Raw genomic sequence first — 25,241 nt, forward strand, 5'->3', positions numbered from 1 at the left:
ACATGTTGAATCGGATCTCTAGCTTTCACAACTATCAAGCGGTTCAGAACGATATTCGTCGTCAGGAATCGAAAGTTTTCAATAATCAGGCGCAATTGGCCTCGGGCAAGAAACTGCTTTCAGCCAGTGATAATCCGCTGGCAACCCATTACATCCAAAATGTCGGTCAGCAAGAAGAGCAGTTACGTCAGTATCTAGATGCTATCGTGCTAGTGCGTAACCGCTTAGAGCATCAAGAGGTGATTATCTCCAATACTGAAGAGTTTACCGACTCGGCTAAGCGTAACGTGATGGAGATGATTAATGGTTCATTATCACCCGAAGATCGTGTGGCACGCGCGCGAGTGTTACAGGAAATGGCCAATAATTTTCTAAACTTAGCCAATGTACAGGATGAATCGGGTAACTATATTTTTGCCGGAACCAAACCGAAAAATCAGCCCTTTTTCCGTGATAATCAAGGTAACGTCAGTTACACCGGTGATGATTATCAGCGCAAAATGAAGATCTCCAATAGCTTGGAAATTCCGTTTAACAATCCAGGCAGTCACGTATTTATGGAGATCCCCAATCCCTTTGGCAGCTATCAACCCAATTATGCTTTGCAAGAGGGATCCGAGCTGCTGTTAGAGCGTGCGATTAACCGTGATCCTGCTGACAGCTCAGTGTACCAAGTCACTTTCGTCGAGATGGCGCAAGGTCAACACGGTTATCAATTAGAGCGTGATGGCAGCGTGGTGCAAGCGGGTGAATTTGATCCGCAACATGGTATTCAGTTTGAAGATCTCCATATTCAGTTTAAAGGGCAGATCACCAAAGGCGACAGCATTGCGCTGAATCCGCGCAGCACTTTTAGCGTGTTTGATACGTTTCGTGATGCAATCCGTTATGCCAAGGGTTCGGTTTCGGATGCCTCCAATACCGCTCAATTGCATCAAGTAGTTGAAGAGTTTCATACCGCGTTTATTCATCTGAATAAAACCAGAACCGATCTCGGCGCTCGACTCAGTACGCTGGATATTCAGGCTGAGCAACATGAAGATTTTAAAATTAGCCTCGCTAAATCGAAAAGCGCATTTGAAGATTTAGATTATGCCCATGCCGTGATTGACTTTAATCAGAATTCACGAGCGTTGGAGGCTTCGCAAAAAGCATTTGGTAAAACCAAAGATCTCACCTTGTTTAATTATATCTAACACCGTTTAACGGTCGCTAACCTTCAATGCCTTATGTGCTTTAGCCATATGTGCGAAGTGAGTGAAGTTAAAGCAGTGCAGTAAAAAAACAGTGAAGTGAAAAAGTGGCGCGAAAACGGCTTTGTCATCAGCCTGATGAAAAGTTGCTTGGGCCAATCAAAGCGGCAAGTGAGCGGCAAAAAAGTGTTTCCAGAAGGATAAGTGGCTGATTTAAGGTGGTTGCTTAAATCGGTGCTTATGTTTAACTAATTGAAATTTAATTATTTTTGTCTGAAATATTGATTGGTTAAAAAGTTGGCACACTAATTGAATAAGATACAGCAGTTGTTGTAACCGGTTTTTAAATCCGCCGTTAGGCAGATTTGGCAAGTTATTTACGGTCAGTGCTTCCAAGAGAGACCCAAGCTGACCGCTTCGCAAATGAGCTTGCGAACTCGATAGGAGAGCAAACTATGACCATTAACGTAAATACCAACGTGTCGGCAATGACCGCACAACGTTACCTGACGAAAGCGACTGGAGATCTCAATACCTCCATGGAACGTCTATCATCCGGTAATCGTATTAACAGTGCCAAAGATGACGCGGCAGGCTTACAGATTTCAAACCGTTTAACGGCGCAATCTCGTGGCTTGGATGTGGCAATGCGTAACGCCAACGATGGTATTTCGATTGCTCAAACCGCAGAAGGTGCGATGAATGAATCGACCAGTATTTTGCAACGTATTCGTGACTTAGCATTGCAGTCAGCCAATGGCACCAACTCCGCTTCTGAGCGTCAAGCGCTCAATGAGGAGTCGACTGCACTGCAGGATGAGTTAAACCGTATCGCTGAAACGACCTCATTCGGTGGTCGTAAATTGCTGAATGGCTCGTTTGGCGAGGCTTCTTTCCAAATCGGTTCTAGCTCAGGTGAAGCGATCATTATGGGACTGAGCAGTGTACGTGCGGATGATTTCCGCATGGGCGGCCAGACCTTTATCGCCGAGCAAGCTAAAACCAAAGAGTGGGGCGTGCCGACCGATCTTTTCGATCTCAAGTTTGAGTTTACCAAGAAAGATGGTGAGGTCGTGGCGTTGGACATCATCGCCAAAGAGGGCGATGACATTGAAGAATTGGCGACGTATATCAATGGCCAAACAGATTTGATCAAAGCCTCGGTTGATCAAGATGGCAAATTACAACTTTTTGTGGCCGAGCCCAATATTGAAGGTGATTTGACCATTTCTGGTGGTTTAGCCACTGAACTCGGTCTCAATGGTGGCCCTGGTACTAATGTTACCGTGCAAAATATTGATATTACTACCGTCGGTGGTTCACAAAATGCGGTGGGCATTATCGATGCAGCGCTGAAATATGTCGATTCACAGCGTGCGGATCTCGGTGCCAAGCAGAACCGACTCAGTCACAGTATCAGTAACTTATCCAATATTCAGGAGAATGTGGAAGCTTCGAAAAGTCGGATTAAAGATACCGATTTTGCTAAGGAGACCACGCAACTGACTAAATCTCAAATTCTGCAACAGGCGGGAACCTCGATTCTGGCCCAAGCAAAACAGTTGCCAAACTCTGCCATTTCGTTATTGCAGTAGTTTTGAGGACCTTCATTAATCAGCTCAGACGTGGGTATATAATGAAGGGACTTTGGCAAGGCATGGTTATGCGACGTTAGCTGAGCTCTCTCACTTACTGCTCAATTCGCGTAACATAATTATGTCCCCTTAATGGTTAGCCTAGATGTGTTCATTTCTCTTGATCTCCACATTGGCGATGGCGACCAGCAAATAGCCCCCGTTCTCTCAAAGGAAAGGGGCTTTTTCTTTTCGGTTTTTCACGCACTGCCCACCACTGATCTTACTCTGTCCCCTGATTTTCCTTACCCTCGGCCATTTGGTGTAAAACTTGAGCTTTTTTGGATGAGATCTATCCAATTTGAGGCTTGCCTCTCAGATTGAATGAATATCAACTGATTTACGCTCAAAATTTATCTTTTTACTAAAGGATTGATTTCGCTAGTCGCTAATAGAAGTAACTTTGAGAGAACTGCTTGGTTTACCGAGACGTCGGAAACCGTTTGGGAGTTCCGCTATGCCGGAAAATCAACAGGAGATATTACTATGGCTGTGAATGTAAACACCAATGTGTCAGCGATGACAGCTCAACGCTACTTGAGCAGTGCAACTAACGCACAACAGGCGTCGATGGAACGTCTATCATCAGGATACAAAATTAACAGCGCCAAAGATGATGCTGCTGGGATGCAGATCTCTAACCGTTTGAATGTACAAAGCCGAGGCTTAGATGTTGCTGTGCGTAACGCCAACGATGGTATTTCGATGGCGCAAACCGCAGAAGGTGCGATGAATGAGACCACCAATATTCTGCAACGTATGCGTGATCTCTCTTTGCAATCAGCCAATGGTTCGAACTCAAAATCAGAGCGTGTCGCGATTCAAGAAGAAGTGACTGCACTGAATGATGAGCTGAACCGGATTGCGGAAACCACCTCTTTTGGCGGTAATAAACTGCTCAATGGCTCTTTTGCTACTAAATCTTTCCAGATTGGTGCGGATAGCGGCGAAGCGGTAATGCTCAATATCAAAGATATGCGCAGCGATAACACCTTGATGGGTGGTAAAGCTTATGAAGCAGCCAATGGCAAAGAGAAAAGCTGGGGAGTTGAAGAGGGTAAAAATGAGCTTGCCATTACTCTGACCGATAAACGTGAAGGTGAGAAGACTATCACTATCACCGCTAAACAAGGCGATGATATTGAAGAGCTGGCGACGTATATCAACGGTCAAACTGATATGATCAAAGCATCAGTGGATGAAGCGGGTAAATTACAATTATTCACTGATAACAACAAAATTGACGGTGAGGTCACCTTTGGCGGTACCCTAGCCGCTGAATTAGAGATTGGTGCAGCGAAAGATTTGACTGTCAATACGCTTGATGTGACCACTGTCGGTGGTGCGCAAGAGAGTGTGGCGGTGGTTGATGCGGCGTTGAAATACGTTGATAGCCATCGAGCGGAATTGGGTGCTTTCCAAAACCGTTTCGGACATGCGATCAATAACTTAGATAACATTAACGAAAATGTGAATGCTTCTAAGAGCCGGATCAAAGATACCGATTTTGCCAAAGAAACGACAGCACTGACGAAATCACAAATTCTTTCTCAAGCATCCAGTTCAGTACTGGCTCAAGCGAAGCAAGCACCCAACTCAGCACTAGCACTGTTAGGCTAATTTGAGTGGTGGTAACTTTGATAGCAAAAAACCCAGCATTGGCTGGGTTTTTTATTGGCATAATCTTTGTAATCTATCTTTTTACTCTTTACTGCGATTGATGCTAAGCCAATAATCTGCAGCCAAGAGAGCTAGCAAAGAGGGAGCTACTCAGACGCCATTAATCAAGCGCTATCAACCCTCAAGGCGCAAGCACTAAAGAATATAAAGTGCAGATAAAACAAAACCTAGCCGAAGCTAGGTTTTGTTTATATGGTGCGGAAGAAGAGACTTGAACTCTTACACCTTGCGGCGCCAGAACCTAAATCTGGTGCGTCTACCAATTTCGCCACTTCCGCAAATTTTAGTGATAATCCGATTGCTCGTATCATCGAAATAATGGCAGGTCTACCTGGATTCGAACCAGGGGATGGCGGCATCAAAAGCCGCTGCCTTACCGCTTGGCGATAGACCTGCAGAGTTGAATACATTTGGTGCGGAAGGAGGGACTTGAACCCTCACGTCCTAGGGACACTAACACCTGAAGCTAGCGCGTCTACCAATTCCGCCACCACCGCGTTAAATGCATCAAATTTTAAATGGTGGCTACGACGGGATTTGAACCTGTGACCCCATCATTATGAGTGATGTGCTCTAACCAGCTGAGCTACGTAGCCACTCTTAATCTTTTCAGATTGTTATATGGTGCGGAAGAAGAGACTTGAACTCTTACACCTTGCGGCGCCAGAACCTAAATCTGGTGCGTCTACCAATTTCGCCACTTCCGCAAATTTTTAGTGATAACCCGATTGCTCGTATTATCGAAATAATGGCAGGTCTACCTGGATTCGAACCAGGGAATGGCGGCATCAAAAGCCGCTGCCTTACCGCTTGGCGATAGACCTGCAGTGATGATTCACATCATCGTAATATGGTGCGGAAGAAGAGACTTGAACTCTTACACCTTGCGGCGCCAGAACCTAAATCTGGTGCGTCTACCAATTTCGCCACTTCCGCAAATTTTAGTGATAATCCGATTGCTCGCATCATCGAAATAATGGCAGGTCTACCTGGATTCGAACCAGGGAATGGCGGCATCAAAAGCCGCTGCCTTACCGCTTGGCGATAGACCTGCAGAGTTGAATACATTTGGTGCGGAAGGAGGGACTTGAACCCTCACGTCCTAGGGACACTAACACCTGAAGCTAGCGCGTCTACCAATTCCGCCACCACCGCGTTAAATGCATCAAATTTTAAATGGTGGCTACGACGGGATTTGAACCTGTGACCCCATCATTATGAGTGATGTGCTCTAACCAGCTGAGCTACGTAGCCATCTTTTCGAGCGAGAGACTATAATACAATCCCGCTCTGACTTCCAATGGTTTTTACCAACTTGAAAGTTAAATAAAAATGGCAGGTCTACCTGGATTCGAACCAGGGAATGGCGGCATCAAAAGCCGCTGCCTTACCGCTTGGCGATAGACCTGCAGTGATGATTAATATCATCAAATATGGTGCGGAAGAAGAGACTTGAACTCTTACACCTTGCGGCGCCAGAACCTAAATCTGGTGCGTCTACCAATTTCGCCACTTCCGCAAACTTGTTTCAACTTGATGCCTTTGGTGCGGAAGGAGGGACTTGAACCCTCACGTCCTAAGGACACTAACACCTGAAGCTAGCGCGTCTACCAATTCCGCCACCACCGCGTGTTCAAAGCATCAAATTGTCAAAATTTGGTGGCTACGACGGGATTCGAACCTGTGACCCCATCATTATGAGTGATGTGCTCTAACCAGCTGAGCTACGTAGCCTAATTTTCTCTCGCTGAGAAGGTTTTGCCTTATCGCTGAGAACGGAGCGCATTATGCGGATCTGACCTCGGAGCGTCAACAGTTTTTTTGAATAAATTCTTTGAAATTAACCGTTCGAGTTTTTTTTAAACAAAGAGGCGTGTTTATGATCAAAAACCATCAGCAAAACAACCAATTCATTACGCTGGATAGATCACAAAGATCATTTTTTATAGCGTATAAACAGCAAAAGCCAACACTTAGGTTGGCTTTTGCTTGAGCATTGCGTGAAATTTAAACGTTGAAGCGGAAGTGGATTACATCGCCATCTTTGACAATGTACTCTTTACCTTCCAAACGCCATTTCCCAGCCTCTTTGGCACCCGACTCACCGCTAAATTGGATGTAGTCATCATAACCAATCACTTCGGCACGGATAAAGCCACGCTCAAAATCGGTGTGGATTTTTCCTGCCGCTTGTGGCGCGGTCGCTCCAACCGGGATGGTCCATGCGCGTACTTCTTTAACACCCGCGGTGAAGTAGGTTTGCAGATTCAGTAAATCATAACCAGAGCGGATCACGCGGTTTAAGCCCGGCTCTTCAATGCCAAGATCGGCCAAAAACTCATCGCGTTCTTCTTCTTCCAGCTCAGACAGCTCAGCTTCGATAGCCGCGCACACCGCCACCACCGAAGAACCTTCTTGGGTGGCAAACTCGACCACGGCATCTAAGTAAGGGTTATTCTCAAAGCCATCTTCATTGACGTTAGCAATGTACATGGTTGGTTTGAGGGTGAGCAGATTGAGGTAACCGATCGCTTGCAGCTCTTCTTTGCTCAGTGCCACTGAGCGAGCCGATTCGCCTTCGCTGAGAACCGGTTGCAGTTTTTCTAATACGGTGAGTTCAAATTTGGCCTCTTTGTCGCCACCTTTTGCGCGTTTCGCTTGACGTAAAATCGCGCGATCACAGCTATCTAAGTCGGCCAATGCCAGTTCAAGATTGATCACGGCAATGTCTTCCAGTGGTGATACTTTACCAGCCACATGGATGATGTTTTCGTTTTCAAAGCAGCGTACAACGTGACCAATCGCATCGGTTTCGCGGATGTTTGCCAAAAATTTGTTGCCTAAGCCTTCCCCTTTTGATGCGCCCGCAACCAGACCGGCGATGTCAACAAACTCCATGGTTGTTGGCAAAATGCGTTCTGGTTTAACGATTGTGGCTAATGCATCTAGGCGAAGATCCGGCACCGGAACAACACCGGTGTTTGGTTCGATAGTACAAAACGGAAAGTTAGCCGCTTCGATGCCCGCTTTGGTCAGCGCATTAAAAAGAGTTGATTTACCTACGTTTGGCAAACCGACGATGCCACATTTAAAACCCATGACTGTAACCTTATTCAGCTTTGAAAGTGTGTAAACGATTTTGTGCTTTGGTGATGCCATCCTTCAATAGGATTTCGAGGCAGCGAACCGATTCGTCGACCGCCGCTTCAAGGCACTCCTGCTCTTTGGCGGGGGCTTTGCCTAACACATAACCTGCTACTTTATCTTTGTGTCCCGGATGACCAATGCCAAGCCGCAGACGATAGAATTCTTTGTTGTTGCCTAATTTGCTTATGGTGTCTTTGAGCCCGTTATGGCCACCATGTCCACCACCTTGCTTAAATTTAGCCACTCCTGGTGGCAAATCGAGCTCATCGTGGGCAACCATGATCTCTTCTGGTTTAATTTGATAAAAATTGGCCAGTGCCGCAATCGCTTTACCGGAGAGATTCATAAAGGTGGTCGGAATTAATACTCGTAATTCTTGCCCATTAATCAACATCCGCCCGGTCAGGCCAAAAAATTTCGCCTCATGCTTTAGGGTGACGTGATGAGCACGAGTGAGTTGTTCAACAACCCAAGCCCCCGCATTATGACGCGTTTTGGCGTATTCCGGCCCAGGATTGGCTAGTCCGACAAGCAGTTTGATTGGTTGACTCAAGGCTAAGATCTCTTCGGAAACTCAAAAGCGCAGTATGATAGCACACATCTTATTCAAGGTGCGAGTGAGCGTCTGTGGCAATAAAAAAGCGCTTCATCATCGATGAAACGCTTTCAGAGATTCAATCAATCGAATATAGACTATCAACGACCAGGCTTACCGAGCGTGGCTTAGCTAAACATGGCTGAGATAGACTCTTCGTTGCTGATGCGACGAATCGCTTCAGCCAGCATGCTTGATAGAGTCAGTTGCGTGACTTTACCGGTTGCTGCCATCTCTTTCGAGAGGGTGATAGAGTCGGTGACAATCACTTGATCCAATACTGAGTTTTTGATGTTTTTCGCAGCGTTACCTGAGAATACGGCGTGAGTTGCGTAAGCAAATACGCGTTTAGCACCACGCTCTTTCAGCGCTTCAGCGGCTTTACACAATGTGCCGCCAGTGTCGATCATGTCATCGACAATCACACAGTCACGGCCTTCAACATCACCGATAAGGTTCATCACTTCAGAAACGTTGGCACGTGGACGACGCTTATCAACGATCGCAATATCGATATCACCCAACGCTTTGGCCGTTGCACGCGCACGCACGACGCCACCTAAATCAGGTGAGACCACCACGGGATCTTCTAGATTACGTGCTTTCATATCTTCTAGCAGCACAGGTGTTCCGAAGATGTTATCAACCGGAACATCGAAGAAACCTTGGATCTGTTCAGCGTGAAGGTCAATGGTCAGCACGCGGTCAACACCAACGTTAGACAGAAAATCAGCCACGACTTTAGCGGTGATAGGCACACGCGCCGAGCGCACTCGACGGTCTTGGCGAGCATAACCAAAGTAAGGAATAACTGCCGTAATACGGCCTGCAGAAGCACGGCGCATTGCGTCAATCATAACCACCAGTTCCATTAGGTTGTCATTGGTTGGGGCACAGGTGGATTGAATGATAAATACATCGCTACCACGCACATTTTCATTGATTTGTACTGCCACTTCACCATCCGAGAAGCGGGAAACAGTAGCATCACCAAGCGAAATGTACAGACGATCTGCAATACGTTGGGCTAGTTCGGGTATAGCGTTACCAGCAAATAGCTTCATATCAGGCACGGTGGAAACCTCAGGGTTGCGTCCAGTTTTTAGTAAGGTCGGATTTTGGCTGATTGGTAATCAGCCAACGTCTTTATCAGCGGTGAAACATTGCGCCCTTCGGCGACAAACGCTAAGACGTGGTCAGATAATTGAGCGAAGACGGCCTGCGCATCTTTCCTGCTCGAAAACTCAGCAAAAACGCAAGATCCCGTCCCAGTCAATCTTGACGGCGCGTATTGTAGCAGCCATGAAAGTTGCTGATCAACCTCGGGGTACAGTGATCGGACAATTTTTTCGCAATCGTTTTCGTAAGGGGTGGTAAGAAGGCTTGCCAGATCACGCTTTGGGGTATCTCTCGTCAGCTGTGGATGGCTAAAAATATCTTTGGTCGCGATGCTGACTGGCGGGCGTACCACTAAATACCATTGCTCTGCTGGTGTGGCCGGGGTTAATTGTTCGCCCACGCCTTCGGCAAAAGCGGCAAATCCACGGGTAAAGACTGGCACATCCGCGCCTAAGGTTAAACCGATCTCGGCCAGTTGTTGGTCGCTAAGTCCGGTTTGCCACAGGTAGTTAAGCGCAACTAAAGTGGTCGCTGCGTTGGAAGATCCGCCACCGATCCCGCCGCCCATGGGTAACACTTTATGCAGTTTAATCTCTGCGCCGTAAGCGGATTGGCTATAGTCTTTGAGCGCGATTGCCGCTTGATAAATCAGATTATCTTGTAACGCGACGTCGGCGAGAGCCGGCGAGAGGGTGATATTCCCGCTGCGGTTGGCGGTAATGGTCAGCTCATCACCGTAATCGAGAAACTGAAACAAGGTCTGCAGATCGTGGTAGCCATTAGCACGGCGACCGGTGATATACAAAAACAGATTAAGTTTAGCCGGCGAAGGCCACACAGTGGTACCGTGGATCATGGGTGCAGTGTCCATTGTGAAATTGCGAGTTGAATCGAAGTGTTGTTTTGCTGGAGTTTGAGCCGATCAGGCAGTAACAACTGCTGATTTTGCCATTCAATCGTCTGATAACGTTGATATTCGACTTGCCATTGTGCAGTGGCGGTAAACTTACTCAACTGGGCAAGGGTGTTATGTGAATTAAGCTGATAAGCGCTGGCTTGGGTTGGCAAACCTAACAGCCAATCTTCCAACTGCGCCACTGGAATATCCAACCCGGTTAAACGTTGGATCAGGCTTTGCGCATCTTGGTCGCGGTAGGTTTGATCATCATAGGTATCGACTTGTGCGCCTTGCTCATTAACGTGTAAATTCAGCACGGTTTGACCAAGGAAATTGGTTAAACGTAGTGAAAGTTGCTGTGGGCTTTTTTGCCATTGAAAATTGAATGACTGGCGCTGATCTGGGGCGATATAACCGAGTTTTCCGGTCAGTTGATAGGCTTGAATGTCCTGTAAGACTAATTGGTGGGTCTGCCATTCAACATTAACGGGCTGCGATGGGGAAGTGGCACAACCGGCCAAAACCAGCAGACTGACCCATCCGAGAATCATATGGCGTATGAGAGAATGCATAGGGCGTTTTTTATCCCAAAAGACAATGAAAACGCGCTCACTATAGCATTGTTCTCGCCAACTGCGGAAAACAAATCCGGTCTGCCCTTTCAATCAAAGAGGGCATCAAGTAAAATTCGCTGTCTAAACCTTCACCCTATCTCGGAACACGCTATAGATGTCTTTGCTTGCCATTGGAATCAATCACAATACGGCGTCGGTAGAATTGCGAGAAAAAGTGGCATTCGGGCCAGAAAAACTCTGTTTGGCGCTGCAGCAACTCGCCAGCTATTCCTACGTAACCGGAGCGGTGATCCTCTCGACCTGTAATCGTACTGAAATTTATTGTGATGTGCGGGCGACAGGTAAACAGAAAGTGATTGAGTGGTTATCTCACTTCCACCAAATCAGTCTGGATGAGTTTAAACCGAGTCTGTATATCCATGAAGAACAAGCAGCAATTCGCCATTTGATGCGCGTGGCGTGTGGGCTGGATTCATTGGTGCTCGGTGAGCCGCAAATATTAGGCCAAGTAAAGCAAGCCTATGCGCAAGCCAGAGACGAACATGCGGTGAGCCCGGCTATCGAAAAGCTGTTCCAAAAAACCTTTTCCGTGGCCAAACGGGTACGTACAGAAACCGAAATTGGTGGCAGTGCGGTATCGGTGGCTTACGCCGCATGTACCTTGGCAAAACACATTTTTGAATCGCTGGCACAGGCTACTGTATTGTTGGTTGGTGCGGGCGAAACCATTGAGTTGGTAGCCAAACATTTGGCGAGTCACCATTGCAAACGGATGATCGTCGCCAACCGTACTCGTGAGCGAGCGATGAGTTTCGCTCAGCAGTTTGACGCTCAAGTCATCGCACTCAATGAGATCCCTGCTTATCTTGCGCAAGCCGATATTGTGATCAGTTCCACCGCAAGCCCACTGCCGATTATTGGTAAAGGTATGGTGGAAAGCGCGCTCAAAGCGCGCCGCTATCAGCCCATGCTATTGGTGGATATCGCCGTCCCGCGTGATATTGAACCGCAGGTTGGTCAGCTTAATGATGCTTATCTCTATTCAGTCGATGATCTGCAATCGATTGTTGAGAGCAACATCGAGCAGCGCAAGGTGGAAGCCATTGCTGCCGAGGCGATGGTTAGTCAAGAAAGTGCGACCTTTATGGGTTGGATGCGCTCATTACAGGCGGTGGATAGTATCCGAGATTACCGTCAGCAGGCTAATCAAGCGCGTGAAGAGCTGGTGAGTAAAAGCCTACAAGCGCTGGCGGCGGGAGGCGATCCCGAAAAATTGCTTATAGAATTAAGCAACAAACTGACCAACAAACTAATTCACACCCCGACCCGCGCCTTACAACTGGCGGCGGAGCAAGGGGAACCGGCTAAATTGGCCGTGATCAGACAAAGTTTAGGTCTTGACGATCTAAATTAAATCTCAACTTAGAGTTTAAAGAAGCAATTATGAAAGCGTCGATTTTAAGCAAGCTGGAATCCCTTGTTGAACGCTACGAAGAGGTGCAACACCTCCTCGGCGACCCAGCAGTTATTGGTGATCAAAATAAATTCCGTGCTCTTTCCAAAGAGTATTCACAACTGGAAGAGATCACCCAGTGTTTCCAAGCTTACCAACAAGCGAAAGATGACTTGCTGGCGGCCGAAGAGATGGCACAGGAAGATGACGCCGAAATGCGTGAAATGGCGCAAGAGGAAATCAAAGCGGCTAAAGCAGCCATTGAACGCCTCACTGATGAGCTGCAAATTTTGCTGTTGCCGAAAGATCCAAACGATGATCGCAACTGTTTCTTGGAAATCCGCGCTGGGGCCGGTGGTGATGAAGCGGGTATTTTTGCTGGCGATCTATTCCGCATGTACAGCCGTTTTGCCGAGAAAAAAGGCTGGCGTATCGAAGTGATGTCATCCAGTGAGGCTGAGCACGGTGGTTATAAAGAGATGATTGCCAAGGTCAATGGTGATGGTGCATACGGTACGCTGAAGTTTGAATCTGGCGGTCATCGTGTGCAACGGGTACCGGCCACCGAAGCGCAAGGGCGTATTCACACATCGGCTTGTACGGTCGCGATCATGCCTGAAATTCCTGAAGCAGAAATTCCAGAAATCAAAGCCAGCGATCTGAAAATCGATACATTCCGCTCCTCGGGCGCGGGTGGTCAGCACGTTAACACCACCGATTCGGCTATCCGTATCACTCACTTACCGACTGGTATTGTGGTTGAGTGTCAGGATGAGCGTTCGCAGCATAAGAACAAAGCTAAAGCGATGTCAGTGTTGGCGGCGCGGATTGCCCAAGCGGAAGAGTCGAAACGTGCGGCGCAAATTTCAGATACGCGACGTAACCTGCTCGGCTCTGGTGATCGCAGTGACCGGATCCGCACCTATAACTACCCACAAGGCCGGGTTTCTGATCACCGGATTAACTTGACCGTGTATCGCTTAACCGAAGTGATGGAAGGCGATCTGCAATCACTGATTGAACCGGTGATCCATGAACATCAAGCCGATCAGCTCGCGGCACTGGCGGATCAAAACTAATCCATGTCAGTCACGATTGAAGCGGCATTAAAAGCGGCCAGCGAGCAACTGCAACACAGCGGCAGTGATTCGCCAGCGCTTGATGCCGCGGTGTTACTTTGCCATGTATTGGCTAAGCCGCGCTCTTATTTGCTGACTTGGCCAGATAAACTGTTGGATCAAGCCACGCTGGCCGCTTGGCAAAATCTGCTCGCGCGTCGGATAGCTGGCGAGCCGGTGGCTTATATTCTTGGTGAGCGCGAGTTTTGGTCGCTGCCATTCAAAGTCTCTCCCGCCACGCTGATCCCACGTCCTGATACTGAACGCTTGGTCGAATTAGCGCTGGAGAAAGCGGCGTTAATTGACGGAGAACTGCTTGATTTAGGTACAGGAACTGGCGCGATTGCGCTGGCCTTGGCATCCGAATTACCAACGCGGCGAGTCACGGGCATCGATTTACGTCCGGAAGCGGCGGAGTTAGCTCAGGAGAACGCGACTCGCTTGGCGCTCGGCAATACGCAGTTTTTGCAAGGCAGTTGGTTTAGTCCGCTAGTTTATGGTACGAAGTTTGCTTTAATTGTTTCCAACCCGCCCTATATTGACCCACACGATCCACATTTAGATCAGGGGGATGTCCGGTTTGAGCCGAAAAGCGCGTTAGTCGCGGCTGAAAATGGTTTGGCGGATATTCGCTATATCAGTACCCATGCGCCTGATTTTTTACTCGATGGTGGCTGGTTGCTGTTTGAGCATGGCTATGATCAAGGGGCGGCAGTACGCACTATGTTGCATCAGTTGGGTTATCAAAACATTACCACTGAGCAAGATTATGCGGGTAATGATCGAGTGACACTCGGGCAATTCATCACGGGATGTGCATCATGTACGAAGGATTAAAACATTTTCATCTATTGACGATTGGCGTGAGCGCCATGCTGTTATCGATTCGCTATGTGTTGATGATGCTCGACTCAGTGCATCTTGAGCGTAAGTTTTTCAAAATTTTTCCCCATGTCAACGATACGTTATTGCTGTTATCGGGGATTGCTCTGGTCATGATCACTGGCTTTATTCCTTTTACCGATGCTGCGCCGTGGATGACCGAGAAATTCACCTGTGTATTGGCTTATATCGCGTTAGGCTTCTTTGCGCTTAAGCTCGGTCGCAACAAACTGCTGCGCAGTTTTGCCTTTTTTGGCGCATTAGGTTGGTTGGCGATGGCTGGTAAAATTGCGGTCGCCAAAGCTCCTCTTCTGTTTAGTTAAGGTAAGGGCTGGCTCATGCAGAACTGGTGTGATGAAGATTTTGATGCGCTGGAATTAGTTGAGGGTGCATTGGTACTTAATCAAGCAATTAATCCTGATACCCAAGTGGCATGGGCGCAGGGCGAGTTAACTCGCTTATTAAAGGAAGCGCAATTAGCGCTGAGCGATGAACATGATCCGCAAGCGCGTTTTACACGCTTTCTACACCTGTTCTACCATCAGTGGGGTTTTAGCGGTGATAGTGAAGCGTATTTTGATTCACGTAATGCTTTTATCGATCAGGTTCTAAAGCGTCGCAAAGGGATTCCGGTCAGTCTTGGCGCATTGCTACTCTATATCGGGCGTAAACTTGGCTTTCCACTGCACAGCATTAATTTTCCGACCCAATTTCTGTTGGCGCTGGATTGGCCGGGAGAAGCGCCGATCTATCTCAATCCGTTTAATGGTGAACGGGTCAGTCAACATACTTTGCAAGCTTGGCTGGTTGGTCAGCAAGGCCCGCTGGCCAAGCTCAACTCATCCCATCTACCGCGGGTGGATAACCCGAGTATTATTGGCCGCTGGTTGGCGCTGATCAAAAGTGCTTTACTGCGCGAAGAACACTATACTCTGGCGTTAAGATGCACCAATTTGGCGCTTACTTTTGTGCCCGATGACCCTTATGAAATCCGTGATCGTGGTTTTATCTATCAACAGTTAGCTTGTCACCAAATTGCGATGGCGGATTACCAATATTTTATTGAACATTGCCCGCACGATCCGGCGAGTGAACTGTTAAAAAAACAAGTCAATTTGCTCAGTCACGGCAGACCAGTGACGCTGCATTAACCTAATAAGAGAGATTAAGATGGAACACAAAATTGTCCATGTCGGTGATATTCCGGTAGCGAATAATCTGCCATTTACCCTATTTGCGGGCATGAACGTATTGGAATCGCGTGATTTGGCGATGCAAATTTGTGAATACTACGTAAAAGTGACTGAAAAACTCGGCATTCCTTACGTGTTCAAAGCCTCATTTGATAAAGCCAACCGCAGCTCAGTGCACTCATATCGTGGTCCGGGTCTTGAGCAAGGCATGAAAATTTTCCAAGAGTTGAAGCAAACTTTTGGGGTGAAAATCATTACCGATGTGCATACCGCAGAACAAGCTCAACCGGTTTCCAAAGTGGTGGATGTGATCCAATTGCCGGCATTTCTGGCGCGTCAAACCGATCTGGTGGAAGCGATGGCTAAAACCGGTGCCGTGATCAATGTTAAAAAACCACAATTTATGAGCCCAGGTCAAGTCGGCAATATCGTTGAGAAATTTGCCGAATGTGGCAATGACAAGGTGATTTTGTGTGAACGCGGCTCTTGCCATGGTTACGACAATCTGGTGGTGGACATGCTCGGGTTTGGCGTGATGAAGCAAGCATCTAACGGTAGCCCGATTATTTTCGATGTCACTCACTCACTGCAAATGCGTGATCCTTCAGGAGCGGCATCCGGTGGCCGTCGTCAGCAAACTGTCGAACTAGCCAAAGCGGGTTTAGCAACGGGCATTGCCGGTCTGTTTATTGAAGCGCATCCGAACCCAGACCAAGCGAGATGTGATGGTCCATCAGCGCTGCCACTGGATAAGCTTGAACCGTTCTTAGCGCAAATGAAAGCACTGGATGATCTGATCAAAAGCTTCGGGAACATCGATATCCGCTAAGCGGACGTTTTTCGCTCTAGCATCGATTTAAGGCCACCGACAGGTGGCCTTTTTCATTGTGCTGTTCGTCGGTCGTGTTTTGAACCGATGCTAGTCTGAGCCGATTGCTGGCCGCTATTGGGGCTTTTAAGTGATCTGAGCGACATAAATATGCAATTAAGCTGTCGCATTACTTATGTTATTTTAGACTCAAACGAGTTTTAATCGTGTGATCCGCCGCGTGTAGGATGTTAGCTCGCGGCGATACGATTGCTCATCTGCACTTTTTAGCCGTGGTTTTTTCCGATCAAAGGTATGACAATGCAATTAAAGCCTATTCTAAAATCTTTACTCAGCGTCGCGATCGTCGCCTCTTTGGCCGGGTGTGTCACTCAGCCAACACATCAGTGGCAAGCCGACCAAACTTACCGATTGACCATTTTACACACCAACGATCACCATGGCCGTTTTTGGCAGAATCAATATGGTGAATATGGCATGGCGGCTCGTAAAACACTGATTGATCAGTTACGGGCCGAGATTGAAGCGCAGGGCGGTAGTGTGTTGTTGCTCTCGGGGGGCGATATCAATACTGGCGTGCCAGAGTCTGATCTGCAAGATGCAGAGCCTGATTTCAAAGGCATGAGCAAAATTGGTTACGATGCGATGGCGCTCGGCAATCATGAGTTTGATAACCCACTCGAAGTGCTGTTTAAGCAGCAACAATGGGCCAATTTCCCGATGCTGTCAGCCAATATTTATGATAAAGCCTCCGGCAAGCGCCTGTTTGAACCGTACCATATCTTTGATAAGCAAGGGATCAAGATTGCTGTTATCGGGCTGACCACCGAAGATACGGCAAAAATTGGCAATCCTGAATTTATCGCTGGTATTGATTTTCGCGATCCCAAACCAGAAGCGAAACAAGTGATCGCTGAGCTAAAGAAAAAAGAGAAGCCGGATCTGATCATAGCGGTTACCCATATGGGGCACTACCAAAATGGCGAGCATGGAGTGAATGCGCCGGGTGATGTGGCTTTAGCCCGTTATCTGCCTGCAGGTGAGCTTGATATGATTGTCGGTGGCCACTCACAAGAACCGGTGTGTATGGAAGGGCCGAATCTGATCACCAAGAACTTTAAGCCGGGCGATCAATGTAAGCCGGATTTCCAAAATGGCACGTACATCGTACAAGCTTACGAATGGGGTAAATACGTGGGCCGTGCCGATTATGAGTTCCGTAATGGTGAGCTGAACATGGTCAGCTATGATCTGATCCCTGTGAACTTAAAAAATAAAGTTGACGTTAATGGTCAAACACAGCACGTATTTGCCACTACGGAAATTCAGCAAGATGCCGAGCTATTGGAATTTCTGCGCCCTTATCAGGAAAAAGGTCAACAGCAACTGGGGGTAAAAATTGCCGACAGCAATGGTAAGTTGGAAGGTGATCGACATGTCGTGCGCTTTCAGCAAACCAATTTAGGGCGAATGATTGCGCTTGCCCATATGCAGCGTGCCAAAGCGGATTTCGGTATTATGAACTCGGGTGGTGTGCGTGATTCGATCCCCGCCGGTGATATCACTTATAAAGATGTGTTGAAAGTGCAGCCGTTTGGCAACATCGTGAGCTATGTGGATATGAATGGTCAGGAAGTGCTGGATTATCTGAACGTGGTGGCGACTAAGCCGGTTGATTCGGGAGCCTATGCTCAGTTTGCTGGGATCGCGTTGACAGTGGCCGATGGTAAAGTCACCAATGTGCAAATCGCTGGTAAACCGCTGCGCCTAGATCAAACTTACCGTTTCACGCTACCCAGTTTTAATGCGGCAGGCGGTGATGGTTATCCAAAAATTTCCGATCATCCCGGGTATGTGAATACTGGGTTTGTCGATGCGGAAGTCTTGAAAGATTTCCTTGAAGCCCAGAGCCCGATTGACATCAAACGTTTCGCTCCAGCCGGTGAAATTGTTTATCGTTAATAAGATTTGACTGTGTGGGTTGAATTGCGTTTACTGACAAGCGGTGTAAAACACCGCTTTTTTGTTTTCCATTTCAATATGGAAGCGAGCTTTATCTGCCCAACCAGTAGGGTGAGTCAATGAGGATACGCGATTTATGACGCCTGCGATTAATCTTGCCAAGAAAAATAAAATCTCTCATATCATTCATCAATATCAACATGATCCGAACCACACCAGTTATGGCTTAGAGGCTGCGCAGGCACTTGGTCAAGATCCTAAACAAGTGTTTAAAACCTTACTGTTTTGCCTTAATGGTGAAGAGAAAAATCTCGCGGTGGCGATTATTCCAGTTGATTTAAAACTGAATTTAAAATTAGCCGCCAAAGCGGCACACGCCAAAAAAGCGGAGATGGCCAAGCCGGAGATTGCAGAGAAAACCACCGGTTATGTGGTGGGTGGGATCAGTCCACTTGGTCAAAAAAAATTATTGCCAACGTTTATTCACCAGAGCGCAGCATGCCAAGCGACCATTTGTGTCAGTGCCGGTAAACGCGGCTTAGAAATTGAGTTATCTCCCCAAGATTTGGCACGTTTAACGCGTGGTCAGTTTGCCGAATTGTGCCAAGCGGATATTTAGCCGCGCTAAATAAAAACGGCCTTGATCAAGGCCGTTGCTTTACTATCGCGAGATGAATGATGCTGCGAGATTATCATGTCGTTGAGAGATTAATCTCGCGCTTCTTGTTCCATTTGCGCATTGTCCACGACGTGGTTTTCACCTAAGTCTTTTGGCAGAATGAGGTTGAGCGCAATCGCAACGATACCGCACAAGCTCACCCCTTGTAGGCTGAAATCACCAACACCAAATGCCATGCCGCCGATACCAAACACTAAGGTTACCGCGACAATCACTAAATTGCGTGATTTGTGCAGATCTACTTGATTTTTGATCAGCGTATTCAAACCTACCGTGGCAATCGAACCAAACAGCAAGATCATAATACCGCCCATCACCGGCACTGGAATGGTTTGCAGCAATGCGCCGAGTTTACCCACCAACGCGAGGATAATGGCGGTGATGGCTGCCCAAGTCATGATCGCCGGATTAAATGCGCGGGTTAGCATAACGGCACCAGTCACCTCACTGTAGGTGGTGTTTGGTGGCGCGCCAAGCATAGTCGCGGCCATGGTGGCTACTCCGTCACCAGCAATCGTGCGGTGTAAGCCTGGCTTTTTCAGATAATCTTTGTTGGTCACGTTAGAAATAGCCAACATATCGCCCACATGTTCAACCGCAGGAGCAATCGCGACTGGGATCATAAATAGAATGGCGTTGATGTTAAATTCAGGAAAGGTAAAGTTTGGTAACGCCAGCCAAGCTGCTTGTTCGACCGCTGTAAAATCGACCACGCCCATCACCAGTGACAACGCATAGCCGCTAATAATGCCCGCCAAGATTGGCACCAGCTTGAAAAAGCCCTTGGCGAACACGCTAAAGACAACCGTGACTAACAGCGAGAGACACGAGATCCACAGTGCCGCTTGTGGGTCGATGAGTTGTAGAGCGCCATCCCCTGTTTTACCAAGCGCCATATTGACCGCTGCCGGCGCTAGCCCTAAACCAATCACCATTATGACTGGGCCAACCACCACTGGTGGTAGCAGTTTATGGATGATGGCAACGCCACGTAATTTGATGACACAACCGAGGAAGATATATACCGCACCGGCTGCCATCAAACCCCCCATGGTTGCTGGGATCCCCCAAGTTTGGATACCGAACATGATTGGGGCAATAAAAGCAAATGAGGAGGCGAGGAAGATAGGAACTGAGCGGCGGGTAATGAATTGGAAAAGCAGTGTTCCGAAACCAGCACCGAACAGTGCGACATTGGGATCTAATCCCGTCAGCAATGGAACCAGAACCAACGCTCCAAATGCAACAAACAGCATTTGCGCGCCTTGGATGGCATTTTTCATCGTATTTTCCCTGATGCAAATAAAAATTCGCGCGATCTTACCATTTCTGCAATCGATTGCGAGCGCGGTGAGATCAAAAAATGCCAGAATTATTGGTTGCTATTGGATAATGACCTAGATCGCGTCGCACCAATTCAAATACGGAACGCTAGTCTGTCTGCCTTGCTGAACGAGGGATAGTTGCTTATCATCGTCATTCAGTAAACAGAATGTAGGTATAGTATGCGCTATTTAGTTGTGTTGATGCTGGGATTGCTGACCTTTCCCGCCCTCGCACTCACTCAAGTCAACTTGTATCAAACCGAAGTAGTGCTGGATCCGCAACAAAGCGATGCTGATGCTGCCGCACGTGTCCGTGCCATGCAAGAGGTGATTGTGCGCGCGACCGGTAGTCAAGCGGCTCTCACCAATGAGGCGGTGCAAAAAGCACTGCGCCAAAGCAATCAGTACATTACCCAGTTCAGCACTCTGCAGCAGGGCTCACAGCCTGTGATGCGCTTACAATTCAGTGCGCCACATATTCGTGCCTTGCTCACCCAAGCGCAACTGCCTTTTTGGCCCGAAAATCGCAGTAACTTGTTAGTTTGGCTGGTTGAAGAGGCAAACTATGATCGCACGATTGCTTGGGAGCACTCTGATACTCAATGGCTAAACCAGATCAAAGCACGTGCGCGGGCGCGTGGCTTACCTTTGACCGTTCCGGTCGGTGATTTTGATGATGTGACTGGGGTACAAGTGGCGGATTTGTGGGGCGGTTTTGTCAATCCAATCAGTGTCGCCAGTCAGCGCTACCCAACCGATGCGGTATTGGTCATACGTGCTCAAGGTGCGGATTTACGTTGGAGTTTGTTTGATCAATCAGCCCGTTCGATGCTGCAGCAACCGACCTCCCCTTTGACTGGTCAGGCATCCGGCGCGCAAGCTGCCAGTGATATGATTGATCAAATCAGTGATTACTACGCGCGTAAAAGTGCTGTCGTGGTGAGCAGTGAATCTTCTCAGTTTGTGCTTGCGCAGTTTAGCCCGCTCAATAGTGGGGTGGATTTCTTTACGGTCGAGAATAAACTTAAGCGGTTAAGTTCGGTCGCGTCATTAGAGATTTTAAATATTCAGGGCGCTCAAGTGACGTTTAAAGTGCATTTGCTAACCAGTGCACAAGAGTTTAGTAATGAAGTGCTCAGAATGGGGCAAACAGTATTGCTCGATACACCAGCTGCCGAGTTTTCCTCTCCATCCCCCGCTGAATATAGCGCTGGTGAGATTGCTGGCGAGGTGCCGAGCAATCAAGCGGATTCGCTGCCCGTGCAGCCTGAGCTGCCATCATCTCAACCGGTGACGCTGTATTTTACTTGGCAAGGCTAAGTCATTTAGCGATATGTGATGGATAAAATAGCGCCCAATTAAGGCGCTATTTTTATGTGCTAATTTGATCTCATTTGGGCGATGACGATGGCTAAGCGCCGCGTTTTGGGTTGCCCATAGGTAAAAAGATCATCGTTGGTCAAAAGGGGCGTTTTTTACGTTTTCAAATGGAACCCGCCACGTCGCTTATTGCTGAGTATTTACAGAATTTCCAGCACTTGCTCGGGTGGACGACCGAGACGTGCCTGACCACGACATACCACAATTGGCCGTTCGAGGAGTTTTGGGTGCTGCGCCAATGCGGCAAACAGTGCGTCATCACTTAGTTGGTGATCACCTAACTGGAGCTCGTGATACAAATCGTCTTTGCAGCGCATCATGCCACGGACTTCACTCAAGCCTAGCTGTTGGTAGAGTTGCTTGAGTTCTGGTATTGAAGGTGATTGCTGTAAATAGTCGATCACTTGCGGGGTGATCCCTTGCTGAGTCAATAGCGCTAAAGTTTCGCGACTTTTCGAGCATTTCGGATTGTGGTAAATCACGACTGACATTCTTTCTCCTTAACTGATTTTATTATTGGAGTGATAAAAAGCGTTCACGCTGCACCATCAACTGATCTATTCGTGCATCATAACGGGCTTGAGCTAAGCTGCCGAGTTCAACCAGTTGACTGGCCTGAGTGTAAAACTGAATGGCTTTGTTCCAGTTGGCTTGCAGTGCCATGATTTCGGCGCGTGCGGCAAGCTCTTCCGCACTATTGCCTAAGCGGTTATTGGCCTCTGACAGGAGTTGCCATCCATTAAGATCATTGGGGTGGTCGTGACTATAGCGCTGCAAGATGCGAATGGCATCGGCAAACTTATCCTGTTTGAGCAGTACATTGGCATAGTTTATGGTCAACACTGGGTTGTTGGGCGTTTGTTTGAGCGCAGTTTCTAATCGACTTTGCGCTTTGGTCGCTTGTTGAGTATCAAGATACAAATCGCTGATCGCATCGAGGTAAAAAGGGTTGTCTGGCTGCTGGCTGACCAATTGGCTAAGCAGCGGCTCCGCTTGATCGAATTGTTTTAAATCGAGATACACTAAAGCCTTACCATATTGAATGGCTGGCTGCAGGTTTGGGTTGATTTTTTTCTCATTACGGGCAAACCAATCTAAAGCGGCATCGGCATCAATCCCGGCATAACGGGCGATAATCCGCGCACGCGCTAACTGATAGTCGAGATCCGGAGTCCAACGAAGTGGCGGATATTGCCGTGCACGTTCCCGACTATCGGTGATGCGATCTTCGGGGAGTGGGTGAGTGAGCAGCATTGGCGGTGGTTTACTGGCATAACGGTATTCATCGGCGAGACGACCAAAGAATTGCGGCATTGCATTAGCATCGAATCCCGCTTTGGCTAAGGTCGCAATACCAAATCGATCTGCTTCTTTTTCATTATTGCGCGTGTAGTTAATCTGGCCTTGAATGCTGCCGGCCATAGTGGCATTGATGGCGGCAATGCCAACTTCTGGAGCGGCAATCGCTAATAGTAACGAGCCTGCCAGTGCGGCAATGGTTGCAGGAGAGCGGCGTGCTTGTTCTTCCATACTGCGCGCCAAATGACGTTGTGTTACGTGAGCGATTTCGTGCGCCATCACCGAGGCGAGTTCACTTTCACTCTGGGCATGTAAAAACAGCCCTGAATGCAGCGCGACATACCCGCCAAAGAAGGCAAAGGCGTTGATATTGCGATCGCGGATCATAAAGAACGTAAATGGTGTTTTAACATCATTGGCATTGGCGACCAAACGGTGGCCTAAATTATCGATGTATTGATTAAGTAACGGATCATTAATCACCGGTTGGCTATTACGCAGCATGCGCATATAGGCATCACCATAAATCAGCTCTTGATCGATAGTTAAGGTTGCTCCGGCGACGGTGCCGATATCCGGCAACTCGATGCTTTCTGTTTGAGCCAAGGTAAAGCATGAATGAGCGGCAATGCACAAGCATAATACGGTGCGGGTCGGGAACAATTTCATGATAGCGGTGCATACTCCGAATGTATTTGCCAGTAAGACATAATGGATGCCAATTGGTTGCGAGATCCGGCGCTAGTGCCGTGAATTTCCTGTTAAAATCTGTTAGCTATCAACGGCAATAGGTGTAACCCTGAACGAAAGCCGATACAATGTGTCACCTATATTAAGGATTAAGCGCCAGAATGGAACCGATTCTTCTCGATTTGCGTCAGCAACGTTGCCCGATAGCTTTGTTGTTAGCCAAGCGAGCCACCGCGGCACTCTTGCCCAATCAATCATTAACTATTTTGATTGCCGATCCCGCCTCATTACACGATATTGAACAATATATGGCTCAGTTGCCTGTTCACTGCCAGCGTACCCCACATCGCGAGTATGATTCGCTGATGGTTAGCCAGGAGATTTGTTTGAATGTTTGAAATGATCAGTCGTTGGTATAAGCGACGTTTCTCTGATCCGCATGCGGCCAGTTTAGTCGCGATTTTGCTATTTGGTTTTATTATCATCTATTTTTTCGGACATTTGATTGCGCCTTTGTTAGTAGCGATTGTGCTGGCTTATTTGTTGGAGTGGCCGGTCCATCAACTGCATCGCTTACGTATTCCGCGCACGCTGGCGGTGATTTTGGTGATCACCGTGTTTACTGGCTTGATGATTTTGGCGCTGTTTGGTCTAGCACCGACGATTTGGAAGCAGGTCGGTAACTTAATTAATGATGTACCGAATATGTATAACGGTACCCAGCAGTTCATCACCAGTTTACCTGAACGCTTTCCTGAATTGGCTCATTTGGAAATTATTGAGCCGGTGATCAGTAATGCGAAAAATAAAGTGCTCGGCATGGGTGAGAGTGTGTTGAAAGGCTCACTGGCCTCGTTGATCAGTTTAGCTACGCTAGCGGTTTATTTGATTTTGGTGCCTTTATTGGTGTTTTTCTTGCTCAAAGATAAACAACAAATGTTGCATATGGCGAGCGGTATTTTGCCGCGTAATCGCAAGCTGGCGACCAAAGTATGGGAGGAGATGAACCAACAAATCTCTAACTATATTCGCGGTAAGGTACTGGAAATCGTGATCGTCGGTACGGTCAGTTATATCACTTTCGCGATATTAGATTTACGTTACGCCGTGCTGCTGGCGGTCGCGGTTGGGCTTTCAGTATTAATCCCTTATATCGGTGCGGCGGCGGTAACGGTACCGGTGGCGATTGTGGCTTTGTTTCAATGGGGACTGACGCCACCTTTTTATACTCTGCTGATTGCTTACAGCATCATCCAAGTGTTGGATGGCAACATATTAGTACCAGTACTCTTTTCGGAAGCGGTTAACCTGCACCCGGTAGCGATTATTGTGGCGGTGTTAGTGTTTGGTGGATTATGGGGCTTTTGGGGGGTGTTTTTTGCTATTCCATTAGCCACGTTGGTCAAAGCAGTGTGGAAAGCGTTACCTAGTGTCGATGACGATCACGAACTTACCCCTTAATGGCCGTGTTAAGGCCAAATTATGTGTTGTTAAGCCTCACTTGTGTGAGGCTTTTTGCATCCAATGTGATCGCAGCTAGTGGCAAGAAAAAGTTAAAGTTATACTCTTGCTCAACGATATAGTTGATAT

22 protein-coding genes and 14 tRNA genes are annotated in these 25,241 nt (G+C 47.8%); 14 read left to right on the forward strand and 22 right to left on the reverse strand.

The window, feature by feature from the left end:
* The first annotated feature begins 2 nt into the window (after positions 1 to 2).
* The 3 genes from flgL (at position 3) to OOK74_RS03415 (ending at position 4,447) form a co-directional block, all read left to right on the forward strand.
* Positions 3 to 1,196, forward strand: a complete 1,194-nt coding sequence (gene flgL / locus OOK74_RS03405) for a flagellar hook-associated protein FlgL (protein WP_274722161.1) — start codon at positions 3 to 5, stop codon at positions 1,194 to 1,196.
* A gap of 452 nt (positions 1,197 to 1,648) precedes the next feature.
* Positions 1,649 to 2,788: a flagellin gene (locus OOK74_RS03410; RefSeq protein ID WP_274722162.1), complete on the forward strand. Its 1,140-nt coding sequence runs from the start codon at positions 1,649 to 1,651 to the stop codon at positions 2,786 to 2,788.
* Between the two features lie 525 nt (positions 2,789 to 3,313).
* Positions 3,314 to 4,447, forward strand: a complete 1,134-nt coding sequence (locus OOK74_RS03415) for a flagellin (RefSeq protein ID WP_274722163.1) — start codon at positions 3,314 to 3,316, stop codon at positions 4,445 to 4,447.
* 253 nt (positions 4,448 to 4,700) lie between these two features.
* Here OOK74_RS03415 and OOK74_RS03420 read toward each other — a convergent pair.
* The 19 genes from OOK74_RS03420 to lolB form a co-directional block, all read right to left on the reverse strand.
* Positions 4,701 to 4,785: transfer RNA gene (locus OOK74_RS03420), tRNA-Leu, on the reverse strand.
* Positions 4,786 to 4,826: 41 nt separating this feature from the next.
* Positions 4,827 to 4,901, reverse strand: a tRNA-Gln gene (locus tag OOK74_RS03425).
* Positions 4,902 to 4,918: 17 nt separating this feature from the next.
* Positions 4,919 to 5,004 (reverse strand) — tRNA-Leu (locus tag OOK74_RS03430).
* A gap of 22 nt (positions 5,005 to 5,026) precedes the next feature.
* Positions 5,027 to 5,103: transfer RNA gene (locus OOK74_RS03435), tRNA-Met, on the reverse strand.
* A 26-nt stretch (positions 5,104 to 5,129) separates the two neighbouring features.
* A tRNA-Leu gene (locus tag OOK74_RS03440) sits at positions 5,130 to 5,214 on the reverse strand.
* 42 nt (positions 5,215 to 5,256) lie between these two features.
* Positions 5,257 to 5,331 (reverse strand) — tRNA-Gln (locus OOK74_RS03445).
* 27 nt (positions 5,332 to 5,358) lie between these two features.
* Positions 5,359 to 5,443 (reverse strand) — tRNA-Leu (locus OOK74_RS03450).
* 41 nt (positions 5,444 to 5,484) lie between these two features.
* A tRNA-Gln gene (locus OOK74_RS03455) sits at positions 5,485 to 5,559 on the reverse strand.
* Positions 5,560 to 5,576: 17 nt separating this feature from the next.
* Positions 5,577 to 5,662: transfer RNA gene (locus OOK74_RS03460), tRNA-Leu, on the reverse strand.
* 22 nt (positions 5,663 to 5,684) lie between these two features.
* Positions 5,685 to 5,761, reverse strand: a tRNA-Met gene (locus OOK74_RS03465).
* 79 nt (positions 5,762 to 5,840) lie between these two features.
* Positions 5,841 to 5,915 (reverse strand) — tRNA-Gln (locus OOK74_RS03470).
* 26 nt (positions 5,916 to 5,941) lie between these two features.
* A tRNA-Leu gene (locus OOK74_RS03475) sits at positions 5,942 to 6,026 on the reverse strand.
* A 24-nt stretch (positions 6,027 to 6,050) separates the two neighbouring features.
* A tRNA-Leu gene (locus OOK74_RS03480) sits at positions 6,051 to 6,136 on the reverse strand.
* 28 nt (positions 6,137 to 6,164) lie between these two features.
* Positions 6,165 to 6,241: transfer RNA gene (locus OOK74_RS03485), tRNA-Met, on the reverse strand.
* A 273-nt stretch (positions 6,242 to 6,514) separates the two neighbouring features.
* Complete coding sequence (ychF, locus tag OOK74_RS03490) at positions 6,515 to 7,606, reverse strand: redox-regulated ATPase YchF (protein ID WP_274722164.1); 1,092 nt, start codon at positions 7,604 to 7,606, stop codon at positions 6,515 to 6,517.
* Positions 7,607 to 7,616: 10 nt separating this feature from the next.
* Positions 7,617 to 8,207, reverse strand: coding sequence for an aminoacyl-tRNA hydrolase (gene pth / locus OOK74_RS03495; RefSeq protein WP_274722165.1), 591 nt, complete (start codon positions 8,205 to 8,207; stop codon positions 7,617 to 7,619).
* A gap of 170 nt (positions 8,208 to 8,377) precedes the next feature.
* A complete protein-coding gene (locus OOK74_RS03500; protein WP_166013425.1) occupies positions 8,378 to 9,322 on the reverse strand; it encodes a ribose-phosphate pyrophosphokinase in 945 nt (314 codons plus the stop codon).
* Between the two features lie 29 nt (positions 9,323 to 9,351).
* Positions 9,352 to 10,224 carry a 4-(cytidine 5'-diphospho)-2-C-methyl-D-erythritol kinase gene (gene ispE / locus OOK74_RS03505; protein ID WP_274722330.1) on the reverse strand — a complete coding sequence of 291 codons (873 nt, stop codon included), beginning with the start codon at positions 10,222 to 10,224 and terminating at the stop codon, positions 9,352 to 9,354.
* Positions 10,221 to 10,838: a lipoprotein insertase outer membrane protein LolB gene (lolB, locus tag OOK74_RS03510; RefSeq protein WP_274722166.1), complete on the reverse strand. Its 618-nt coding sequence runs from the start codon at positions 10,836 to 10,838 to the stop codon at positions 10,221 to 10,223. The genes ispE and lolB overlap by 4 nt, the downstream gene beginning before the upstream one ends.
* Before the next feature lie 157 nt (positions 10,839 to 10,995).
* Here lolB and hemA point away from each other — a divergent pair, with 157 nt between their 5' ends.
* The 8 genes from hemA (at position 10,996) to ybaK (ending at position 18,897) form a co-directional block, all read left to right on the forward strand.
* Positions 10,996 to 12,255 carry a glutamyl-tRNA reductase gene (hemA, locus tag OOK74_RS03515; protein ID WP_274722167.1) on the forward strand — a complete coding sequence of 420 codons (1,260 nt, stop codon included), beginning with the start codon at positions 10,996 to 10,998 and terminating at the stop codon, positions 12,253 to 12,255.
* Between the two features lie 29 nt (positions 12,256 to 12,284).
* Complete coding sequence (gene prfA, locus OOK74_RS03520; RefSeq protein WP_166013422.1) at positions 12,285 to 13,373, forward strand: peptide chain release factor 1; 1,089 nt, start codon at positions 12,285 to 12,287, stop codon at positions 13,371 to 13,373.
* 3 nt (positions 13,374 to 13,376) lie between these two features.
* Positions 13,377 to 14,249 carry a peptide chain release factor N(5)-glutamine methyltransferase gene (gene prmC, locus OOK74_RS03525; RefSeq protein WP_274722168.1) on the forward strand — a complete coding sequence of 291 codons (873 nt, stop codon included), beginning with the start codon at positions 13,377 to 13,379 and terminating at the stop codon, positions 14,247 to 14,249.
* On the forward strand, positions 14,234 to 14,617 hold the full coding sequence (locus OOK74_RS03530; protein WP_274722169.1) for a SirB2 family protein: 384 nt from the start codon (positions 14,234 to 14,236) through the stop codon (positions 14,615 to 14,617). Before prmC ends, OOK74_RS03530 begins: the two co-directional genes overlap by 16 nt.
* Before the next feature lie 15 nt (positions 14,618 to 14,632).
* On the forward strand, positions 14,633 to 15,445 hold the full coding sequence (locus tag OOK74_RS03535; protein ID WP_274722170.1) for a SirB1 family protein: 813 nt from the start codon (positions 14,633 to 14,635) through the stop codon (positions 15,443 to 15,445).
* Positions 15,446 to 15,464: 19 nt separating this feature from the next.
* Entirely contained in the window at positions 15,465 to 16,316 is an 852-nt protein-coding gene (gene kdsA / locus OOK74_RS03540) for a 3-deoxy-8-phosphooctulonate synthase (RefSeq protein WP_274722171.1), read from the forward strand.
* 300 nt (positions 16,317 to 16,616) lie between these two features.
* On the forward strand, positions 16,617 to 18,278 hold the full coding sequence (gene ushA / locus OOK74_RS03545) for a bifunctional UDP-sugar hydrolase/5'-nucleotidase UshA (protein ID WP_274722172.1): 1,662 nt from the start codon (positions 16,617 to 16,619) through the stop codon (positions 18,276 to 18,278).
* Between the two features lie 136 nt (positions 18,279 to 18,414).
* Positions 18,415 to 18,897, forward strand: coding sequence for a Cys-tRNA(Pro) deacylase (gene ybaK, locus OOK74_RS03550; protein WP_274722173.1), 483 nt, complete (start codon positions 18,415 to 18,417; stop codon positions 18,895 to 18,897).
* A gap of 89 nt (positions 18,898 to 18,986) precedes the next feature.
* On the opposite strand, the gene OOK74_RS03555 is transcribed toward ybaK, so the two are convergent.
* Positions 18,987 to 20,240, reverse strand: coding sequence for a uracil-xanthine permease family protein (locus OOK74_RS03555; RefSeq protein WP_278183125.1), 1,254 nt, complete (start codon positions 20,238 to 20,240; stop codon positions 18,987 to 18,989).
* A 222-nt stretch (positions 20,241 to 20,462) separates the two neighbouring features.
* On the opposite strand from OOK74_RS03555, the gene OOK74_RS03560 reads away from it, so the two are divergent.
* Positions 20,463 to 21,602 carry a DUF2066 domain-containing protein gene (locus tag OOK74_RS03560; RefSeq protein ID WP_278183126.1) on the forward strand — a complete coding sequence of 380 codons (1,140 nt, stop codon included), beginning with the start codon at positions 20,463 to 20,465 and terminating at the stop codon, positions 21,600 to 21,602.
* Positions 21,603 to 21,802: 200 nt separating this feature from the next.
* Here the strand turns inward: OOK74_RS03560 and arsC are convergent, their stop codons facing one another.
* Together arsC and bepA are read right to left on the reverse strand one after the other, a co-directional pair.
* On the reverse strand, positions 21,803 to 22,153 hold the full coding sequence (gene arsC, locus OOK74_RS03565) for an arsenate reductase (glutaredoxin) (protein ID WP_274722176.1): 351 nt from the start codon (positions 22,151 to 22,153) through the stop codon (positions 21,803 to 21,805).
* Between the two features lie 22 nt (positions 22,154 to 22,175).
* Entirely contained in the window at positions 22,176 to 23,630 is a 1,455-nt protein-coding gene (gene bepA / locus OOK74_RS03570) for a beta-barrel assembly-enhancing protease (RefSeq protein WP_274722177.1), read from the reverse strand.
* Positions 23,631 to 23,812: 182 nt separating this feature from the next.
* Between bepA and OOK74_RS03575 the strand changes: the two genes are divergently transcribed.
* Both OOK74_RS03575 and OOK74_RS03580 read left to right on the forward strand, forming a co-directional pair.
* Complete coding sequence (locus tag OOK74_RS03575) at positions 23,813 to 24,049, forward strand: sulfurtransferase TusA family protein (RefSeq protein ID WP_274722178.1); 237 nt, start codon at positions 23,813 to 23,815, stop codon at positions 24,047 to 24,049.
* A complete protein-coding gene (locus tag OOK74_RS03580) occupies positions 24,042 to 25,112 on the forward strand; it encodes an AI-2E family transporter (protein ID WP_274722179.1) in 1,071 nt (356 codons plus the stop codon). The genes OOK74_RS03575 and OOK74_RS03580 overlap by 8 nt, the downstream gene beginning before the upstream one ends.
* Positions 25,113 to 25,241 lie beyond the last annotated feature (129 nt).

This window comes from Vibrio misgurnus (assembly GCF_029635775.1).
Taxonomy (GTDB): domain Bacteria; phylum Pseudomonadota; class Gammaproteobacteria; order Enterobacterales; family Vibrionaceae; genus Vibrio; species Vibrio chanodichtyis.